19 protein-coding genes are annotated in these 18,204 nt (G+C 72.6%); 13 read left to right on the top strand and 6 right to left on the bottom strand.

What is annotated here, in order from left to right; all coding sequences use genetic code 11:
* Positions 1-29 precede the first annotated feature (29 nt).
* The 6 genes from HNR13_RS06660 to glmM all read left to right on the top strand — a co-directional run bounded on the left by HNR13_RS06660 (position 30) and on the right by glmM (position 5,883).
* Positions 30-1,334: an MFS transporter gene (locus HNR13_RS06660; RefSeq protein WP_179605022.1), complete on the top strand. Its 1,305-nt coding sequence runs from the start codon at positions 30-32 to the stop codon at positions 1,332-1,334.
* Positions 1,335-1,374: 40 nt separating this feature from the next.
* On the top strand, positions 1,375-2,415 hold the full coding sequence (locus tag HNR13_RS06665) for a GNAT family N-acetyltransferase (RefSeq protein WP_179605023.1): 1,041 nt from the start codon (positions 1,375-1,377) through the stop codon (positions 2,413-2,415).
* 23 nt (positions 2,416-2,438) lie between these two features.
* A complete protein-coding gene (locus tag HNR13_RS06670; RefSeq protein WP_179605024.1) occupies positions 2,439-3,305 on the top strand; it encodes a tRNA pseudouridine synthase A in 867 nt (288 codons plus the stop codon).
* Between the two features lie 195 nt (positions 3,306-3,500).
* A complete protein-coding gene (gene rplM, locus HNR13_RS06675; RefSeq protein ID WP_179605025.1) occupies positions 3,501-3,947 on the top strand; it encodes a 50S ribosomal protein L13 in 447 nt (148 codons plus the stop codon).
* A gap of 49 nt (positions 3,948-3,996) precedes the next feature.
* Positions 3,997-4,494, top strand: coding sequence for a 30S ribosomal protein S9 (gene rpsI, locus HNR13_RS06680; protein ID WP_179605026.1), 498 nt, complete (start codon positions 3,997-3,999; stop codon positions 4,492-4,494).
* Positions 4,495-4,521: 27 nt separating this feature from the next.
* A complete protein-coding gene (gene glmM / locus HNR13_RS06685) occupies positions 4,522-5,883 on the top strand; it encodes a phosphoglucosamine mutase (protein ID WP_179605027.1) in 1,362 nt (453 codons plus the stop codon).
* Positions 5,884-5,981: 98 nt separating this feature from the next.
* Here glmM and HNR13_RS06690 read toward each other — a convergent pair whose 3' ends face one another.
* From HNR13_RS06690 to coaA, 3 genes are all read right to left on the bottom strand, one after another.
* Positions 5,982-6,305: a helix-turn-helix domain-containing protein gene (locus HNR13_RS06690; RefSeq protein ID WP_179605028.1), complete on the bottom strand. Its 324-nt coding sequence runs from the start codon at positions 6,303-6,305 to the stop codon at positions 5,982-5,984.
* Between the two features lie 78 nt (positions 6,306-6,383).
* Positions 6,384-6,692 (bottom strand): helix-turn-helix domain-containing protein, encoded by a 309-nt coding sequence (locus tag HNR13_RS06695; protein WP_179605029.1) that lies wholly within the window; start codon positions 6,690-6,692, stop codon positions 6,384-6,386.
* Positions 6,693-6,773: 81 nt separating this feature from the next.
* Positions 6,774-7,742: a type I pantothenate kinase gene (coaA, locus tag HNR13_RS06700; protein ID WP_179605030.1), complete on the bottom strand. Its 969-nt coding sequence runs from the start codon at positions 7,740-7,742 to the stop codon at positions 6,774-6,776.
* Between the two features lie 41 nt (positions 7,743-7,783).
* On the opposite strand from coaA, the gene glmS reads away from it, so the two are divergent.
* The 4 genes from glmS to tsaE are packed head-to-tail and all read left to right on the top strand — an operon-like array spanning position 7,784 to position 11,629.
* Entirely contained in the window at positions 7,784-9,634 is a 1,851-nt protein-coding gene (gene glmS, locus HNR13_RS06705) for a glutamine--fructose-6-phosphate transaminase (isomerizing) (RefSeq protein ID WP_179605031.1), read from the top strand.
* A gap of 8 nt (positions 9,635-9,642) precedes the next feature.
* Complete coding sequence (locus HNR13_RS06710; RefSeq protein ID WP_179605032.1) at positions 9,643-9,999, top strand: holo-ACP synthase; 357 nt, start codon at positions 9,643-9,645, stop codon at positions 9,997-9,999.
* Positions 9,996-11,117 (top strand): alanine racemase, encoded by a 1,122-nt coding sequence (gene alr, locus HNR13_RS06715; protein ID WP_179605033.1) that lies wholly within the window; start codon positions 9,996-9,998, stop codon positions 11,115-11,117. The genes HNR13_RS06710 and alr overlap by 4 nt, the downstream gene beginning before the upstream one ends.
* A gap of 44 nt (positions 11,118-11,161) precedes the next feature.
* A complete protein-coding gene (tsaE, locus tag HNR13_RS06720) occupies positions 11,162-11,629 on the top strand; it encodes a tRNA (adenosine(37)-N6)-threonylcarbamoyltransferase complex ATPase subunit type 1 TsaE (protein ID WP_179609198.1) in 468 nt (155 codons plus the stop codon).
* Positions 11,630-11,706: 77 nt separating this feature from the next.
* Here the strand turns inward: tsaE and HNR13_RS22000 are convergent, their stop codons facing one another.
* From HNR13_RS22000 to HNR13_RS06735, 3 genes are all read right to left on the bottom strand, one after another.
* Complete coding sequence (locus HNR13_RS22000) at positions 11,707-13,200, bottom strand: carboxylesterase family protein (RefSeq protein ID WP_179605034.1); 1,494 nt, start codon at positions 13,198-13,200, stop codon at positions 11,707-11,709.
* A gap of 13 nt (positions 13,201-13,213) precedes the next feature.
* Complete coding sequence (locus tag HNR13_RS06730; protein WP_246312969.1) at positions 13,214-14,518, bottom strand: MFS transporter; 1,305 nt, start codon at positions 14,516-14,518, stop codon at positions 13,214-13,216.
* A 79-nt stretch (positions 14,519-14,597) separates the two neighbouring features.
* A complete protein-coding gene (locus tag HNR13_RS06735; RefSeq protein ID WP_179605036.1) occupies positions 14,598-15,902 on the bottom strand; it encodes an ROK family transcriptional regulator in 1,305 nt (434 codons plus the stop codon).
* A gap of 18 nt (positions 15,903-15,920) precedes the next feature.
* Here HNR13_RS06735 and tsaB point away from each other — a divergent pair, with 18 nt between their 5' ends.
* Genes tsaB through tsaD form a run of 3 tightly spaced genes read left to right on the top strand, consistent with a single transcriptional unit; the run spans position 15,921 to position 18,132 of the window.
* Positions 15,921-16,541, top strand: coding sequence for a tRNA (adenosine(37)-N6)-threonylcarbamoyltransferase complex dimerization subunit type 1 TsaB (gene tsaB / locus HNR13_RS06740; RefSeq protein ID WP_179605037.1), 621 nt, complete (start codon positions 15,921-15,923; stop codon positions 16,539-16,541).
* On the top strand, positions 16,538-17,044 hold the full coding sequence (gene rimI, locus HNR13_RS06745) for a ribosomal protein S18-alanine N-acetyltransferase (protein ID WP_343063481.1): 507 nt from the start codon (positions 16,538-16,540) through the stop codon (positions 17,042-17,044). The genes tsaB and rimI overlap by 4 nt, the downstream gene beginning before the upstream one ends.
* A complete protein-coding gene (tsaD, locus tag HNR13_RS06750) occupies positions 17,041-18,132 on the top strand; it encodes a tRNA (adenosine(37)-N6)-threonylcarbamoyltransferase complex transferase subunit TsaD (RefSeq protein ID WP_179605038.1) in 1,092 nt (363 codons plus the stop codon). The genes rimI and tsaD overlap by 4 nt, the downstream gene beginning before the upstream one ends.
* The last annotated feature ends 72 nt before the right edge of the window (positions 18,133-18,204 follow it).

Below are 18,204 nucleotides of genomic sequence, written 5' to 3' on the forward strand. Positions count from 1 at the left end.
AGCAGCAACAACAGAAACGAGTGTCGACGATGACCACCCTCGCCCCTGCACCCGCGCGCACCCGGACACCGGTGCGCGCGGCCTTCGCCGGATTCCTCGGCTCGGCCGTGGAGTACTACGACTTCTTCATCTTCGGTTCGGCCGCCGCGCTGATCTTCCCGCACGTGTTCTTCCCCGACGCGGACACGACCGCGCGGGTGATGTCGTTCGCGACGTTCGGCTTCGCCTACGTGGCGCGGCCGGTCGGCGCGGTGATCCTCGGGCACTTCGGCGACCGGATCGGCCGCAGGAAGGTGCTCGTGTTCACCCTCGCGCTGATGGGCTTCTCCACCTTCGCGATCGGCTGCCTGCCGACCTTCGCGATGGTCGGCTGGCTCGCGCCGGTGCTGCTGGTGCTCTGCCGGCTGCTGCAGGGGCTGTCGGCCGCGGGGGAGCAGGCCGGTGCGAGCTCCATGACGCTGGAGCACGCGCCGGAGGGCCGCCGCGCCTTCTTCACCTCGTGGACGCTGACCGGCACGCAGGGCGGCCAGGTGCTGGCGGCCATCGCGTTCATCCCGATCATGGCGCTCCCGGAGGACCTGCTGTACTCCATCGGCTGGCGCATCCCGTTCTGGCTGTCGGCGGTCGTGGTGGTCGTCGCGTTCGTCGTGCGCCGGTCGCTTCCGGAGTCCCCGGAGTTCGTCAGCGCCGCCGAGGGCGGCGAGATCGAGAAGCTGCCGCTGGTCGGCCTGCTGCGCTCGCACTGGCGCGACGTGCTGCGCGTCGTCGTCCTCGCGATGATCGCGGCGGTCTCCACCGTGTTCGGCAACCTCGCCATCGCCTACGGCACGGACGCCGGCCTCGACCCGTCGGTGACGCTCTGGCTGGTGGTGGTCGCGAACATCGTGGCGCTCGTCACGCAGCCGCTGTTCGGGATGCTCGCGGACCGGATCGGCCGGAAGCCCGTGTTCATCTACGGGGCGCTCGCGAGCGCCGTGCTGATGCCGTTCTACCTGCGGTCGATGTCGGGTCAGGAGATCTGGGTCAGCTTCGTCCTCGCCGTGGCGGTGTTCTCGTTCGGCTACGCCGCGGCGAACGCGGTCTGGCCGTCGTTCTACAACGAGATGTTCCCGCGGGAGGTGCGCTTCTCCGGCGTCGCGATCGGGACCCAGCTGGGATTCCTGATGGCCGGGTTCGCCCCGAGCATCGTCACGGCGATGGGCGGCACCGGGCCGGACGGCTGGATCGTCATCTCGGTGTTCACGGCGGTGATCGCGGTGGTCGTGACGCTGGCGGCGCTGACCGCGCGGGAGACGGCGCGCACACCCACGGCAGAGCTCGGTCGCGGTCGGTAGGCTGCGTCGACGCCAGGCCGCTTATCGCTAGGCTGGCGGGATGCCGGGGACAGAGACGATCGACGAGGACCTCCGACCGCTGAGCGAGCGCGTGGCGGCGCCGCCGACGTACGTGCCGCGGCATCCCCTGGTCGCCGAGTGGCGCCCGATCGCGGAGGCCGACACCGACGCGGTGCTCGCGGTGCTGCGGGCGAGCGACGCCGCCGACCACCCGAACTTCCTGACCACGCGGGAGGAACTGGAGGACGAGCTCGCCTTCAGCTTCCTCGACCTGGAGGCGGACACGCTGATCGCGGTCGGCCACGACGGCGCAGTGCTGGCGGTCGGCTCGGTGCTGGAGCCGCCGCGGCAGGTCTCGCTGGTGCGCGAGTTCATGAACGGCACGGTGCACCCGGCGCACCGGGGGAAGGGCATCGGCCGCGAGCTGATCGCCTGGCAGCGGGCGCGCGGGGAGCAGAAGCTCGCCGCGCTCGACTCCGCCCTGCCCGGCTGGCTGGTCGGCTACGCCGACCGGCGCGCGCCGGACCGCGAGCGGCTGCTGACGGCCGCGGGGTTCGCAGCGGTGCGCTGGTTCCACACGATGGAACGCGACCTGGCCCTCCCGATCCCCGAAGTGACCCCGACGGAGGACGTCCGGATCGTCCCGTACACGAGCGAGCTCGCCGACGCCGTCCACGCCGCACGCGACGAGGCGTTCCGCGATCACTGGGGGAGCCAGCCGCTCAGCGACGAGCAGTGGGAGTCGCTGATCGGGGGCACCTTCGCGCCGGACGTGTCGTTCGTCGCGCTGGCCGAAGATGAGGTCGCGGGCGTCGTGCTCTGCGACGTGAACGAGGACGACTGGCCCGCGCAGGGCTTCTCCGGGCCGTACATCTCGACGGTCGCGGTCACCCGCGCGCACCGGGGCCGCCGGATCGCACCGGCGCTGCTCGGCGCCGTCCTCGCCGAGAGCCGTCGCCGCGGCTGGGAGAAGGCCGTCCTCGACGTGGACGCCGCGAGCCCGACCGGCGCCGACAGTCTGTACACGGGGATGGGCTTCGTCACGACGTTCGGCGAGACCGCGCTCGTCCGGGAGTACTGAGCGGCCTTCTCTAGAATCGAGGGATGACCGACGAGGCGACGCGATTCCGGCTCGACATCGCCTACCAGGGCACGGACTTCAACGGCTGGGGCCGCCAGCCGGCGCTCCGCACCGTCCAGGGCGAGCTGGAGGCCGGGCTCGCGACGATCTTCCGCCGCGCGGGCGAGCCTCCGCTCCTGACGGTGGCCGGGCGCACCGACGCGGGTGTGCACGCGCGCGGGCAGGTGGCGCACGTCGACCTCGCGCCGGAGCAGGTCGCGGTGCTGCGCAAGCCGCACGGCAAGCGGCCGCCGCTCGCGGCGCATGAGGCGCTGGCCCGGCGCCTGAACGGCATCCTGGGTCCGGTGTCCGACGTGGTGGTGCTGCGCGCCGTCGAGGCGCCGACGGGATTCGACGCCCGGTTCTCCGCGGTCTGGCGCCGGTACGAGTACCGCGTCGCGGACCGGCTCGCGCTGCGCGACCCCCTGCAGCGCCACCGCACGGCCTGGGTCTCCGCGGACCTCGACGCCGACGCGATGGACCTGGCGTCGCACGGCCTGCTCGGCCTCCACGACTTCGCCAGCTACTGCAAGGCGCGCGAGGGAGCGACGACGATCCGCACCCTGCTCGACTACTCCTGGCGGCGCGACGACGACGGTGTGCTGGTCGGGGAGGTCGTGGCCGACGCGTTCTGCCACAGCATGGTCCGCGCGCTGGTCGGCGCGTGCGTGGAGGTCGGCGAGGGCTCGCTGACCCCCGGCGACCTGGTCGAACTGCGCGATGAGCGCGTCCGCACCAGCGCCTTCAAGGTGATGCCGGCGCGCGGGCTGACGCTGATGGAAGTGGGCTATCCGGACGACGCGGAGCTCGCGCTGCGGGCCGAGCAGACCCGCGGGATGCGCTCGCTCTGAGCGTCGGCGGGCGCTCGGTTTGACCCCCTCCGGGCGTGTCGCGTAGTATTGATCCTTGGTGTCCGCGCCTCACTGCGGCGCGACCCACGAACGTGAGCCCTCCACCGGCTTCGGTTCCCGTCTCATCGAGGCGGCAACCCCCATCGGAGTGGGATTCACGAACTCCTCCGTTCGATACAGAAAGCAGCCACTACTGTGACGCGCACTTACACCCCGAAGGCAGACGAGATCCAGCGCGACTGGGTCGTCATCGACGCGACCGATGTCGTGCTCGGCCGTCTCGCCAGCCACACCGCCGCCCTCCTGCGCGGCAAGCACAAGGCGACCTTCGCCCCCCACATGGACATGGGCGACTTCGTCATCATCGTGAACGCCGACAAGGTGGCCCTCACCGGCCAGAAGGCGGCGCAGAAGAAGGCCTACCGCCACTCGGGCTACCCGGGCGGCCTCAAGGCCACCACGTACTCGGAGCTCCTCGAGAAGAACCCGGTGCGCGCCGTCGAGAAGGCCGTCCGCGGCATGCTGCCGAAGACCTCCCTCGGTCGCGCCCAGCTCCGCAAGCTGAAGGTCTACACCGGAAGCGAGCACCCGCACGCCGCCCAGCAGCCGAAGCAGTACACGCTCGGCCAGGTCGCCCAGTAAGCGATCCAGACCTTCACGACTGACTTAAAGACAAAGGATTATCACCACCGTGGCGAAGATCGCAGACAGCATCGACTCGGCCCAGGTCGAGAACGTCGAGTCCTACTCGACCGAGACCCCCGAGAGCGCGGCCCCGGCCGCCCCGCGTCCCGTCCTCTCCGTGCCCGGCGCGGCCGTCGGCCGCCGCAAGGAGGCCATCGCGCGTGCGCGCCTGGTCCCGGGCTCCGGCACCATCACGGTCAACGGCCGTGAGTTCGCGGACTACTTCCCGAACAAGCTGCACCAGCAGCTCATCACCGACCCGTTCAAGGTCCTCGACCTCATCGGCTCCTACGACGTCGTCGCCCGCATCACCGGCGGCGGCCCGTCGGGTCAGGCCGGCGCCCTGCGCCTCGCCATCGCCCGCGCGCTGAACGAGATCGACCGCGAGAACAACCGCCCGACCCTCAAGAAGGCCGGCTTCCTCACCCGCGACGCCCGCGTCACCGAGCGCAAGAAGGCCGGTCTCAAGAAGGCCCGCAAGGCTTCGCAGTTCTCCAAGCGTTGACGCATCCCAGCGTCTAGGCTTCGGTCCATGCCCCGCCTTTTCGGAACCGACGGAGTCCGCGGACTCGCGAACGGTACGCTCACCGCCGACCTGGCGCTCGGCCTCGCTCAGTCAGCTGCTGCTGTGCTGACGCGAGGCCGCAGCGCCGAGGCGCGGCGCGCCGCGGGCAAGCGCCCGCTGGCGATCGTCGCCAGGGACCCCCGGGTCTCCGGCGAGTTCCTCTCGGCCGCCGTCGCGGCCGGGCTGGCCAGCTCCGGCATCGACGTCTACGACGCCGGTGTCATCCCGACGCCGGCCACGGCCTTCCTGATCGCCGACATCGACGCCGACTTCGGCGTGATGGTGTCGGCCTCGCACAACCCGGCCCCCGACAACGGGATCAAGATCTTCGCGCGGGGCGGCACCAAGCTCCCCGACATCGTCGAGGACCGCATCGAGCAGCACCTCGACATGGAGAAGCTGACGCCGACGGGAGCCGATGTCGGCCGCATCCGCCGCTTCGCCGACGCGGAGGACCGCTACGTGGTCCACCTGCTGGCGAGCCTCCCGCACCGGCTCGACGGCATCCACGTCGTGCTCGACTGCGCCCACGGCGCGGCCGCCGGCATCTCGCCCGAGGTGTTCACCGACGCGGGCGCCCGGGTGACCGTCATCGGCGACTCGCCGGACGGCATGAACATCAACGACGGTGTCGGCTCGACCCACCTCGACAACCTGGCGAAGGCCGTCCTCGCGGCCGGCGCCGACGTCGGGATCGCCCACGACGGCGACGCCGACCGCTGCCTCGCGATCGACGCGGACGGCAACGTCGTCGACGGTGACCAGATCATGGCGATCCTCGCGGTCGGCATGAAGGAGCGCGGGAAGCTCACCGACGACACCCTCGTCGCGACCGTGATGAGCAACCTCGGCCTCAAGATCGCCATGCGCGAGCACGGCATCCGGATCGTGGAGACCGCCGTCGGCGACCGCTACGTGCTCGAGGAGATGAACCAGAACGACTACGCCCTCGGTGGCGAGCAGTCGGGTCACGTCATCATGCGCGAGTTCGCGACCACCGGCGACGGCATCCTCACCGGGCTGCACCTCCTCAGCGAGATGGCGCGCCAGCGCAAGTCGCTGGCCGAGCTGGCCAAGGTGATGACCGTGTACCCGCAGGTCATGGTGAACGTGAAGGGCGTGGACCACCACGCCGTCCACACCGACGAGCCGCTGCAGCTGGCCGTCCAGACCGCCGAGGCGGCGCTGGGCGACACCGGCCGGGTGCTGCTGCGCCCGTCCGGCACCGAGCCGCTGGTGCGGGTCATGGTGGAGGCGGCGGACCAGACGACCGCGGAGCGCCTCGCCAACGAGCTGGCGGACGTGGTGCGGGAGCGGCTCGGCGTCTGACCGCGCCGCCGCGGCCCGCGGTGGTCCCTGGCGATGCGTCGCCGGTTGCGGCCGCGCACGTGGGGTCGTCGTCCCGGCGCCGCCGCAGCGCTGTGCGGTCAGTCCGTGGCGGCCGCCCGGTCGAGCCGGGCGTTCTGCTCGCGCACGAAGTCGGAGACCGAGAACGGTCGCGTGCGCTCCGGCAGGAGGGCGGTGTCGGCCAGGCCCTCCAGGAGCGCGCCGGGCTCCGTCTCGAGCGTGACCGCGAGTTGCAGCAGCGTCAGCAACGTCGGATTGCCCGCGCCGCGCTCCACCTTGCCGTAGTTGGCGACATCGACCTGGCTGAGGTTGGCCACCTCGTACTGTGAGAGGCCGAGGTCGATGCGCCGCGCCCGCAAGCGGTCGCCCAGGATGCGGGCTGCCTCGAAGCGCGGGGACGACATACGTCTACTCTGCTGTCCCGCGGGATTCTTTCCCAGAGTGCGGAGACAATATGCGCGGACGCGTGGTGCATATATACCCTAGGTGTTCTCCTTCGACCGCTTCGCCGCGATGAAGTCGGCGACCGAGAAAGCGCGCTCCCGATCGGGGAGCATGCCGTCGCCGTACAACCCGGCGACGAGTTGCGCGGGGTCGATGTCGAGGGCGGTCGCGAGGCGGACGATGGTGTGCAGCTCCGAGTTGGCCTCGCCCCGCTCGACGCGCCCGTAGTTGGTCACGTGCATGTCGGCGAGCTGGGCGATCTCCTCCTGGCTGACGCCGAGCGCCATCCGCGCCGCGCGCACCCGTTCGCCGAAGAGTTCTGCAGCGCGGGATCGTGGTGTAGCCATGCCTCATGCCTACGGGAACCAGGACGGCCGGACCAGAGTCTTCGAGCACGCGTTCTGTGGGCGCGAGGCGCGAGCGCCCCGCTACAGCTTGCGGAGCAGCACCGAGCTGACGGTGTGGTCGGCCTCCTTGCGCAGCACGAGCTTCGCGCGCGACCGCGTGGGTCGGATGTTCTGGATGAGGTTGGGCTCGTTGATCGCCGTCCAGATCGACGCGGCCCGCGACCTGGCCTGCTCCTCGGTGAGCTGCGAGTAGCGGTGGAAGTACGACTTGGGGTTGGCGAACGCGCCGCGCTGGAGCTTGAGGAAGCGCTCCTCGTACCAGTGCGCGATATCGCGCGTGCGGGCGTCCACGTAGACGCTGAAGTCGAAGAGGTCGCTCACCGCGAGCCGGTTGCCGCCGCCCGCCGGCTGGAGCACGTTCAGCCCCTCCACGATCAGCACGTCCGGCCGGCGGACCACGATCTCGGCGTCGGGGACGATGTCGTAGCTCAGGTGCGAGTAGAAGGGCGCCCGGACCTCCGGGGCGCCGCTCTTGACCTCCGTGACGAAGCGCAGCAGGGCGCGGCGGTCGTACGACTCCGGGAAGCCCTTGCGCTCCATCAGGCCGCGGCGCTCGAGCTCCGCGTTCGGGAGCAGGAAGCCGTCGGTCGTGACGAGCTCGACCCGCGGGGTGTCGTCCCACCGGGAGAGCAGTTCGCGCAGCAGGCGCGCGATGCTCGACTTGCCCACGGCCACCGAGCCGGCGACGCCGATCACGAACGGCGTCGGCTGGGCGCGCTCGCCGAGGAAGTCGCTGGTCACCCTGTGGAGCTGCTTGGTGCCGCCGACGTACAGGTTGAGCAGCCGGCTGAGCGGCAGGTAGACCTCCTCGACCTCCCGCAGGTCCAGCGGGTCGCCGAGCCCGCGCAACTGCACGACCTCGGTCTCCTTCAGCGGCAGCGGGGTGTTCTGCGCCAGCTCGGCCCAGTCGGAACGGCTCAGCTCCACGAAGGGGGTGCTGGTCTCGCCGTTCGCCGTGGATCCGCCGCGAGCGGCGCCGTTCTCAGCCATAGGCGACAAGTCTAAGGTGCGCGTCACGTAGACTCGGGTGCATGTGTGGAATCGTGGGGTACGTCGGTACCGACAAGAGCCTGGAGGTGCTGCTCGGCGGCCTGAAGCGCCTCGAGTATCGCGGCTACGACTCGGCCGGCGTCGCCGTCATCGACCCGGAGGGGCGCCTCGGCACCGCCAAGAAGGCCGGCAAGCTCTCCGTCCTCGCCGGTGACCTCGAGGCCAACCCGATCCCCAACGGGGGCACCGGCATCGGCCACACCCGCTGGGCGACCCACGGCGGCCCGACCGACCGCAACGCGCACCCGCACCTGGGTGACGAGGGCCGCCTGGCCGTCATCCACAACGGCATCATCGAGAACTTCGCGACGCTCAAGGACGAGCTGCTCGCCGACGGCTTCTCGTTCGAGTCCGAGACCGACACCGAGGTCGCGGCCGTGCTGCTGGGCCGCGAGTACCGGGCCACCGGCGACCTGAGCGAGGCGTTCCAGCGCGTCGTCTCCCGGCTGGAGGGGGCCTTCACGCTCCTCGCGCTGCACCAGGACCAGCCGCACGTCGTCGTCGGCGCCCGCCGCAACTCCCCGCTCGTGATCGGGCTGGGCGAGGGCGAGAACTTCCTCGGCTCCGACGTCGCCGCGTTCGTCGAGCACACCCGTCGCGCGCTGGCCATCGGCCAGGACCAGATCGTCACCATCACGCCCGAGTCGGTCACCGTGACCGACTTCGCCGGCGCGCCTGTCGAGGTGGAGCCGTTCGAGGTCGCCTGGGACGCCTCCGCCGCCGAGAAGGGCGGCTGGTCGTCCTTCATGGCCAAGGAGATCGCCGAGGAGCCGGACGCGGTGGCGAACACGCTGCGCGGCCGCGTCGTCGACGGCACCGTGCACATCCCCGAGCTGGACGCGCTGGGCGACGCCTTCCTCGCCGGCGTCGACCGCATCACCATCGTCGCCTGCGGCACCGCAGCCTACGCCGGCCTGGTCGGCAGCTACGCGATCGAGAAGTGGGCGCGCGTTCCCGTCACGGTCGAGCTCAGCCACGAGTTCCGCTACCGGGAGCCGGTCCTCACCGACGGGACGCTGGTCATCTCGATCAGCCAGTCCGGCGAGACGATGGACACGCTGATGGCCGTCAAGTACGCCCGCGAGGCCGGCGCCAAGGCGATCTCGGTCTGCAACACCCAGGGCGCGACCATCCCGCGCGAGTCCGACGCCGCGCTGTACACGCACGCGGGTCCGGAGGTCGCGGTCGCCTCGACCAAGGCGTTCGTCGCGCAGATCACCGCGCTCTACCTCTTCGGCCTGCACCTCGCCCGGGTGCGCGGCACGCTCTCCGCCGCCCAGCAGCGCGACGCCGTCGCCGAGCTCCAGGCCGTCCCGGAGAAGATCGCCACCGTCCTCGAGGCGCACGAGGCGATCGCCCAGCTCGCGCACTGGATGTCGGACACCCGCTCCGTGCTGTTCCTCGGCCGTCACGTCGGCTACCCGATCGCGCTCGAGGGCGCGCTCAAGCTCAAGGAGCTCGCCTACATCCACGCGGAGGGCTTCGCCGCCGGCGAGCTCAAGCACGGCCCGATCGCACTGATCGAGCCGGGCCAGCCCGTGTTCGTCGTGGTGCCGAGCCCGCGCTGGTCGGACGAGCTGCACAAGAAGGTCGTCTCCAACATCCAGGAGATCCGCGCCCGCGGCGCCCGCGTCATCGCGATCGCCGAGGCCGGGGACGCCGCCGTGCTGCCGTTCGCCGACGAGGTCATCCGCATTCCGCTCGCCGCGCCGCTGTTCGAGCCGCTGCTCAGCGTCGTCCCGCTGCAGATCTTCGCGATGGAGCTGTCGGCGGCCAAGGGCCTGGACGTGGACCAGCCGCGCAACCTGGCCAAGTCCGTCACCGTGGAGTAGGGGCGGCCGTGATCGCCGGCATCGGGGTCGACGTCGTCGATCTGGCGCGCTTCGCCCGATCGCTGGACCGCTCGCCGAAGCTGCGCGAGCGCCTCTTCACGGAGGCGGAGCGCGGCCTGCCCGTGCACTCCCTCGCCGCGCGCTTCGCCGCCAAGGAGGCGCTCATCAAGGCGCTCGGCGGCTCGGAGGGCGTGCGCTGGCACGACATGGAGATCGTGCCCGACGAAGAGAGGAACCCGGGTTTCGTGCTGCACAACGTGGTCGGACGCCAAGTCGCCGAGCGAGGAATCGCGCACATCCACGTGTCGATGTCGCACGATGCCGGGATCGCCACGGCGTTCGTGGTGCTGGAGCGCGACGCGTGAGCGCGGCTTTCCGTGAGGCCGTCGTCGACCTGGACGCGGTGACCGCGAACGTGGCGCGCCTGCGCGAGCTCGTGGGCACCGAGCACGTGATGGCCGTCGTGAAGGCGAACGCGTACGGGCACGGCGCCGTCGAGTGCGCCCGGGCGGCCCTCGCGGGCGGGGCCGACTGGCTCGGCGTCGCGGACGTCGCCGAGGGTCTGCAGCTGCGCGCGGCCGGCATCGAGGCTCCCGTGCTGGCCTGGCTGCACGACCCGGACGAGGACTTCGCGGCCGCGGTCGCGGCGGGAATCGACGTGGGGATCTCCTCGCGCGCCCAGCTGGAGGCCGCAGCGGCCGCGGGCGCCGTGGACGCGCCGGCGTTCGTCCAGCTCAAGCTCGAGACCGGGCTGAGCCGCAACGGCGTCCCGGCGTCCGAGTGGGAGGCCGTCGTCGCGCGGGCGCACGAGCTGGAGCAGTCCGGCACCCTGGTGGTGCGCGGCCTGTTCAGCCACGTCTCGAACGCGTCGCCCGCGGACGACCGCGCCGCGATCGCCGCGTTCTCGCGCGGCATCGAGCAGGCGGAGGCCGCGGGCCTGCGCCCGGAACTGCGGCACATCGCCGCGAGCGCGGCCGCGCTGAGCCTCCCGGAGTCGCGGTTCAACCTCGTCCGGCTCGGGCTGGCGGTCTATGGGCTGAGCCCGTTCGGCGCGGACTCCGCGGCCGAGCTGGGCCTGCGACCCGCCATGACGCTGCGCGGCCGGGTCGCCGCGGTGCGCCGGGTGGCCGCGGACACCGGAGTCTCCTACGACTACACGTATCGCACGACGGCGGAGACGACGCTCGCGCTCGTCCCGCTCGGCTACGCCGAGGGCATCCCGCGGCACGCCTCCAGCCGAGGCCCGGTCTCCATCGGCGGCCGGCGCTACCGTGTCTCCGGCCGGGTCGCGATGGACCAGTTCGTGGTCGACGTCGGCGACGCCGAGGTCGCGGTCGGCGACGAGGTCGTGCTGTTCGGCGATCCCGCCACGGGAGTGCCGGGGGCCGACGACTGGGCCGAGGCGGCGGACACCATCAACTACGAGATCGTCACGCGGCTGGGCGGCCGGCTGCGCCGCAGCTACCGCGGGGGACCGGCGTGAGCGGGCGCGTCCTGATCGACCGCTCCATCGCGACGAGCGCCGACATGCACGCGCTCGGCGTCGAACTGGCCGGGATGCTGGCAGCGGGCGACCTCCTGGTCCTGACGGGTCCGCTGGGCGCGGGCAAGACGACGCTGACCCGGGGGATCGGCGAGGGGCTCGGCGTCCGCGGGCCGGTCACCAGCCCGACCTTCGTGCTGGCGCGCAGCCATCCGAGCCTCGTCGGCGGGTCGCCGCTCGTGCACGTGGACGCCTACCGGCTGGGCAGCGCGGTGGAGCTGGACGACCTCGACATCGACTTCGCCGGTTCGGTCGTGGTGGTCGAGTGGGGCGGCGGGATGCTCGACGGCGTTGCGGAGTCCTGGCTGGAGGTCGACATCGTCCGGCCGACCGGCGCCGCCGACACGGCGGCCGACGAACTCGCCGAGGCCGACCTCGAGGAGGCGGACCTGGACGCGGACGAGCCGCGCGCGGTCACGGTGACCGGCTTCGGTCCCCGCTGGGCCGCCTGACCCTCACCGCACGCAGCGCACGACGCGAAAGTCGCCCGGGACGGCGGCGTCGCCTCCGCCGTCCCGGGCCATGGACGTCAGCGCGCGCTCTGAAGCACGCCGACGTCGGCCAGGCCGTCCCCCACCGCGATGGTCGGCACGTCGAACACCTGCACCTCGCGCTCCGGCAGCGCGTAGGCGGGCCAGCCCGGGTCGCCGGTGGCGATGAACCGCACCGCGGCGCCGTGCACCTCGTCGGCGAGGGAGGCCGGCGGCTCGTCGCCCGCGATGTACGACACCCGCTCGCTGTCCAGGCAGTCGAAGAAGAACGGCACGTCGAGGCAGTGCACGGCCGCGCCGAAGGTGGGCGACGCCCACGCGAACCGGTAGACCCAGGCGGGCGTGCCGGCCGCGGCGCGGGATTCGGCGATCTCCCGCGCGGGCGCCCGGAACATCGCGTCGGTGACGAACTGCCCGAGCATCCCGGCCGTGTCGAGGCCGGGGTGGGCGGCGACATAGGCGCCCGCCGCCTCCTGCGGGACGCCGACCGCGGTCAGCAGGCCGGCCGGGTCGGCGTCCGCCAGCGTCTCGCGCAGATCGGACACGGCCATGTTGAACTCGTTGTCGGTGGCGCCGAGCACCAGTCCCTTGTCGGCGCCGACACCGTCCGCGATAGCCGCGGCGATGGGCGCGGGCACGAGGTCGCCGTCCACGACCGGAGCCCAGCGCAGCGCGGACCCGGAGGCGAGCGCGCGCAGCGGGGCGAGCGGGTCCGCCGGCGCCTCCGGGGAGGTGACCGCGTCGTCCTCGCCCTGCAGCGCGAGGATCCGCTCCTCGGTCAGCGTGGACAGCCCGGCGCGGGTCGGCTCGACCCCGGCCGCGGCGGCGAGGGCGCGGCCGTAGCGCTCGGCGTCCGCCGGCGTCACGCTCGCGGTCGTGCCCGAGATCGAGTAGACGCGCTGGAACAGGCTCGCCGCCCGCGGCACGGTCAGCAGGGTGAGCACGGCGCCGCCGCCGGCGGACTGGCCGGCGATCGTGACCTGCGCCGGGTCGCCGCCGAAGGCCGCGATGTTGTCGCGCACCCACTCCAGCGCCAGGATCCAGTCCAGGATGCCGCGGTTGGCCGGGGCGTCCTCGATCCAGCCGAAGCCGTCGAAGCCGAGCCGGTAGGACACGCTCACGGTCACCACGCCGTCGCGGTTGAACGCCGCGCCGTCGTACCAGGGGCTGGCCGGCGAGCCGGCGACGTAGCCGCCGCCGTGGATGTAGACGAGCACCGGCAGCTTCGCGTCGGTGTCTCCGGGGCGCGGGGTGAAGACGTCCACATTGAGCGTCGACTCGCCGGGGTAGGACGGCTCGGGGATGAGCGTGATCTCCGCGAGCGCCTTGCGCTGCGGAGTGGCGCCGTGCTCGCCGGCGTCGCGGACGCCCTCCCACGGCCGGTGCGGCACCGGGGCGGCGAAGCGGAGGTCGCCGACCGGCGGCTCCGCGAACGGGATGCCGAGGAACGCGGCGGAGCCGTCGCGCCACCGGCCGCGCACACGGCCTGCCGTCGTGGCGACCTCGGGTCGGTCGAGAGTGCTGTCTGTCACGGGGTTCTCCTTCTCAGCGGACGGACTTGATGGGGATGAGGACGAGGGCGGCCACGGCGACGCACACCATCGCGAAGACGAACAGGGCCGGGTAGCCGCCGAGCACGCCGATCAGGAGCGCCGCGATCGCCGGGCTGAGCGCCTGCGGGATGTTGGTCGCCACGTTCAGGATGCCGAGGTCCTTGGCGGCCGAGACGCCGCCGCCGGGCAGCACCTCGGTCATCAGCGCGGTGTCGCACGCCATGTAGAGACCGAAGCCGAAGCCGTTGATCGCCGACATCAGCAGCATCCCGGTGATGGTCGGCATCAGCAGCGGCATCGCGAGGCCGACGACCATGAGCACCGAGGCCAGGTAGATGAAGACCTTGCGGCGGCCGAGCTTGTCGCTCAGCCAGCCGGCGAGCGAGACCGACACGACGGTGGTGACCAGCGACGCGACGCTGATCACGCCGATCTGGGCGTTGGCCTGCTTCAGCGACATCCCGATGTAGTCGGTGAGGATGAAGAGCTGGTAGCTGAACGCCACGAAGTAGCCGAGGATGAACAGGAACCGCGCGGCGAACGCCCACGCGAAGTCGGGGTGCTTGCGCGGGTTGATCCAGAAGCCGGCGAAGAAGGCCTTCCAGCGGAACGGCGGCAGTTCGATGCCCGTGCTGGAGTAGTCCCGGTTGAACAGGACGAAGCCGAGCGTGACCAGGAGCACGACGATCCCGAACGCGGAGTAGGCGAGGCCGACGTTCGCGGCGAGGACGCCGGCCACGATGACGCCGATGGTGCTGCCGGCCATGGTTCCGATGCCGACCATCGCGGACGCCGCGCCGCGGCGGCTGCGCGGGAAGCGGTCGGGCGTGATGGCGCTGAGCGGGCCCTGCATCGCGTTGAGGGCGACCTGGATGACGACCCAGAACACGGTGATCCAGAGGATGGACTGCAGCGAACCCAGGCCGATCAGGAAGACGGCGGCGACTGCGGTGCCGATCACCATCCACGGCGCCCGGCGGCCCATCCGGGAGCGGGTGCGGTCGCTGAACGCGCCGACGATCGGCTGGGCGAACAGGGTGAACACGAAGGAGGTCGTGGTCACGATCGCCAGGTTGGCCACCTTGTGCGCCGGGTCGATGTTCGTGACCTGGTTGGGCAGCAGCACGCTGATCAGGCCCGCGTAGGTCGCGAAGAGCACAAGGGAGGTGATCGCGAGCGAGGGCAGGAGTCCGCGGCGGGCGAGCGGGCTGAGGGTGCCCGCGGTGTCGGCCGAGTCGGGGAGGGCGTCGGCGCCGGTTGCGGAGACGGGCGCGGGGTCTGGTGAGCTCGATGACATCGTCGTCACGGTCGGTCCTTTCGGGGAATGGTTACCCGCGTAAGCATGACGCATCCATGCCATTAATTCAAGCGTCGAATCAAATCGTGACCGACGCGGAGTCGAGGGACGACAGAGCTAGCGGATCGTCGAGCAGGGCGTCGCGGGCGGCGCGCGCCGCCCCGAGCAGCGCGGCGTCCTCGCCCAGCCGGCCGGGCACCACCGCGATCGGCGTCGCGGTCGCGGCGATCGTCCAGCCGTCCTCCGCGAACGCCGTGGCGATGGGAGCGCACAGCTCCGCCCAGTAGCCGCCCAGGACGATGAGGTCGGGGTCGACGGTCATCGCGACGATGCGGAGGGTGTGCGCGATCCACGGCACGGCGGCCTCCCACGCCGCGCTCGCCCGGGGCTCGCCGGCCCGCACGCGGGCGACGAGCTCGCGCAGCGCCTCGGTCAGGCCGCGCTCGGCGACCTCAGCGGCCAGGCCCGCCTCGGCGAGCACCAGGTCGGGTCCGGCGACCGTCACCAGACAGCCGCGCTGGCCGCACAGGCAGCGCGGGCCGCCCGGGACCACAGCGATGTGGCCGAAGGCGCCGGCGAATCCGTGCGCGCCGGCGACGAGTGCGCCGTCCGCGACCACGGCGCCGCCGATGCCGGAGTTGCTCTTGGCATAGACCAGGTCGCGGACACCCTCGCCCGCGGCCTCCAGCTCCGCGAGCTCGGCCAGCGCCGCCACGGTGCCGTCGCTCGCGAGGGAGGCGGGCGGCAGCCCGGGGACGCGGCGGCGCAGCCCGCCCAGCACGTCCACCGCCCCCCACTCGAAGTCGGTGTCGGCCACCACCACGGGAGGCGTGCCGCCGATCGGCGCGAACACCACCACCGTGAGCGCGGCCACCCTCCGGCCGAGCCCGGCCGCGCCGTCGAGCGCCCGGGCCAGCACCCGGGCGAGCACGTCGAGGACGCGCTCCGGGTCGCCCATCGGCCGGCCGTGGTGCTCGGCGGCCCGGAACAGCGCGTGGCCGTCCACCGCCGTGAGCAGCGCCGTCGCCTGGTCCGCGTCGAGCTGGAGGACGAGCAGCGCCACGTCGTCGGCCGCCAGCCGCAGCAGGGTGAGCGGGCGTCCGCGCGCCGCCGACCCGCGTGAGGCGGCTTCCGGCTCCTCCGTCTCCCGCACGACCCCGGCCTCCACGAGGGCGGCCACGAGCGCCGTCACCGATCCGCGGGCGAGCCCGGTGGCGTCCGCGAGCTGGCTGCGCGACTGCGGACCGCGGTCGGCGAGGCGGTGCGCCACGAGCGCCAGGTTGTGCCGGCGCACGTCGGCCGAGACCAGAGAACCGGACGGGGAGGACGCCATGCCGACAGCTTCGCACACCGGACCACTCGCCAGGTCCGCGGCGGTGCGCATCCCGCTTAGGCTGGAGGCATGCTCCTCGCCATCGACACCTCCGCGGGCACGAGTGTCGCCGTGGTCGACCGGGACGGCGGCGTCCTCGCCGAGGTCACCGAGCCCGACACCATGCGGCACGCCGAGGTGATCGGCGACCTCATCGCCGCGGCGCTCGACGCGTCGGGGACGCTCGTCGGCGAGCTCTCCGGCGTGGTCGCCGGGATGGGACCGGGACCGTTCACCGGGCTCCGGGTCGGCATCGCCGCCGCGACGGCCTTCGCGTTCGGAGCCGGGCGCCCGCTCGTGCCCGTCGTCAGCCACGACGCGGTCGCGTACGAGCGCTACCTCGCGGGCCACGACGGGCCCCTTCTCGTCGTCACCGACGCGCGCCGCCGGGAGCGGTACTGGACGGCGTACTCCGGCGTCGACGAGCACGGCCTCCCGGTGCGACTCGACGGCCCGGGGCTGGACAAGCCGGACGCCCTGCCGCACCCCGACCTGCCGCGCGAGGAGGCCGCGACGGTCTCGGCCGGCCTGCTCGGGATGATCGCGGAGCTGCGCTTCGCCGCCGGCCTCCCGTTCGACCGCGACGAGCCGCTGTACCTGCGCTCGCCGGATGTCACACTCTCCGCCGGGCCGAAGCGGGTGAGCGCGTGAGCGAGGCGGCCGCCGGCGCTCCGTCCTGGCAGCTCCGCCGCGCCACCGAGGCCGACGTCGGCGCCATCATGCAACTGGAGCGGGCGACGTTCGTCACGGACGCCTGGTCGGAGCATTCGATGCGCACGGAGGTGACCGGCCCGCACGGCTACTACCTGGTGGCCGTCGGCGTCGACGACCCGCAGCGCATCGACGGCTACGCCGGGCTGCTCGCCCCGCGCGGCGCAGGCGAGGGCGACATCCAGACCATCGCCGTCGCGCCGCGGGCGCGCCGTCACGGCCTCGGCCGCGCGCTCATGCTCGCGCTCATCGGGGAGGCCCGCAACCGCGGGGCCCGCGAGGTCTTCCTGGAGGTGCGCGCGGACAACCCCGGCGCGCAGACCCTGTACCGCGCGCTCGGCTTCGAGGAGATCGGCGTGCGCCCGCGCTACTACCAGCCAGACGGGGTGGATGCGATCGTCATGCGCCTCGCCGTCCCGACCCCGGAGACTACGATCGCATGAACGCCCAGAACTCCTCGCACGGCGACGGCCCGCTCGTGCTCGGCATCGAGACGTCCTGCGACGAGACCGGCGTCGGCATCGTCCGCGGCACCACGCTGCTCTCCAACACCATCGCCTCCTCGATGGAGGAGCATGCGCGCTACGGCGGCGTCGTCCCCGAGGTCGCGGCCCGCGCGCACCTGGAGGCGCTCACGCCCACGCTGCGCACCGCCGTCGCCGACGCCGGGATCGACCTGGCGGACGTCGACGCGATCGCGGTGACCAGCGGGCCCGGGCTGTCCGGAGCGCTGATGGTCGGCGTCGGCGCCGCGAAGGCGCTGGCGCTGTCGCTGAGGAAGCCGCTGTACGCCGTGAACCACCTCGTCGGGCACGTCGGGGCGGACGTCCTCGACGCCGCGGGCGGTCCGGGCCACCCGGTCGAGGTGCCGACGGTGGCACTGCTTGTGTCCGGCGGCCACACCTCGCTGCTGCTCGTGCGCGACCTGGTGTCCGACGTCGAGCTGCTCGGCGAGACCATCGACGACGCAGCGGGGGAGGCCTTCGACAAGGTCGCGCGCGTGCTCGGCCTCCCGTACCCGGGCGGCCCGCAGATCGACCGGGTCGCCGCCGACGGCGACCCGCGCGCCATCCGCTTCCCGCGCGGGCTCACCAAGCCGAAGGACCTGGAGCGGCACCGCTACGACTTCTCCTTCTCCGGCCTGAAGACTGCGGTCGCCCGCTGGGTCGAGCAGCGGCAGGACGCGGGCGAGGAGGTCCCCGTGGCCGACGTCGCCGCGTCGTTCCGCGAGGCGGTGGCCGACGTGCTCATCACCAAGGCGCTCGCCGCGTGCCTGGACCACGGCGTGCCGCGCCTCCTGCTCGGCGGCGGCGTCGTCGCGAACGCGCGCGTGCGCCAGCTCGCCGTCCAGCGCGCGGCGGAGGCCGGCGTGACCCTGCGGATCCCCGCGCTCTCGCTCTGCACCGACAACGGTGCGATGATCGCGGCGCTCGGGGCGCAGCTCATCATGGCCGGCCGCGCGCCGAGCCGGCTCGACTTCGGCGCCGACTCGACGCTCCCGGTCACGGACATCCAGGTCGCCGCGCTCTGAGCCGTCGCCGGTCGCCCGCGCCGGGGCCGGTGGGCGCGCCGTCACACGGCGATTCCATGCGTTGACACGCCG

Origin of the sequence: Leifsonia shinshuensis (assembly GCF_013410375.1) — a bacterium.
Taxonomy (GTDB): domain Bacteria; phylum Actinomycetota; class Actinomycetes; order Actinomycetales; family Microbacteriaceae; genus Leifsonia; species Leifsonia shinshuensis.

Excerpts from the sequence above, each read along its gene's own strand:
- HNR13_RS06670 (WP_179605024.1), top strand. The coding sequence starts at position 2,439 with ATGACCGACGAGGCGACGCGATTCCGGCTCGACATCGCCTACCAGGGC.
- HNR13_RS06735 (WP_179605036.1), bottom strand. The coding sequence starts at position 15,902 with ATGCGCACCGCCGCGGACCTGGCGAGTGGTCCGGTGTGCGAAGCTGTC.
- HNR13_RS06690 (WP_179605028.1), bottom strand. The coding sequence starts at position 6,305 with ATGTCGTCCCCGCGCTTCGAGGCAGCCCGCATCCTGGGCGACCGCTTG.
- HNR13_RS06695 (WP_179605029.1), bottom strand. The coding sequence starts at position 6,692 with ATGGCTACACCACGATCCCGCGCTGCAGAACTCTTCGGCGAACGGGTG.
- HNR13_RS06730 (WP_246312969.1), bottom strand. The coding sequence starts at position 14,518 with ATGTCATCGAGCTCACCAGACCCCGCGCCCGTCTCCGCAACCGGCGCC.
- coaA (WP_179605030.1), bottom strand. The coding sequence starts at position 7,742 with ATGGCTGAGAACGGCGCCGCTCGCGGCGGATCCACGGCGAACGGCGAG.
- tsaD (WP_179605038.1), top strand. The coding sequence starts at position 17,041 with ATGAACGCCCAGAACTCCTCGCACGGCGACGGCCCGCTCGTGCTCGGC.
- tsaB (WP_179605037.1), top strand. The coding sequence starts at position 15,921 with ATGCTCCTCGCCATCGACACCTCCGCGGGCACGAGTGTCGCCGTGGTC.
- HNR13_RS06665 (WP_179605023.1), top strand. The coding sequence starts at position 1,375 with ATGCCGGGGACAGAGACGATCGACGAGGACCTCCGACCGCTGAGCGAG.
- HNR13_RS06660 (WP_179605022.1), top strand. The coding sequence starts at position 30 with ATGACCACCCTCGCCCCTGCACCCGCGCGCACCCGGACACCGGTGCGC.
- glmS (WP_179605031.1), top strand. The coding sequence starts at position 7,784 with ATGTGTGGAATCGTGGGGTACGTCGGTACCGACAAGAGCCTGGAGGTG.
- glmM (WP_179605027.1), top strand. The coding sequence starts at position 4,522 with ATGCCCCGCCTTTTCGGAACCGACGGAGTCCGCGGACTCGCGAACGGT.
- tsaE (WP_179609198.1), top strand. The coding sequence starts at position 11,162 with ATGCACGCGCTCGGCGTCGAACTGGCCGGGATGCTGGCAGCGGGCGAC.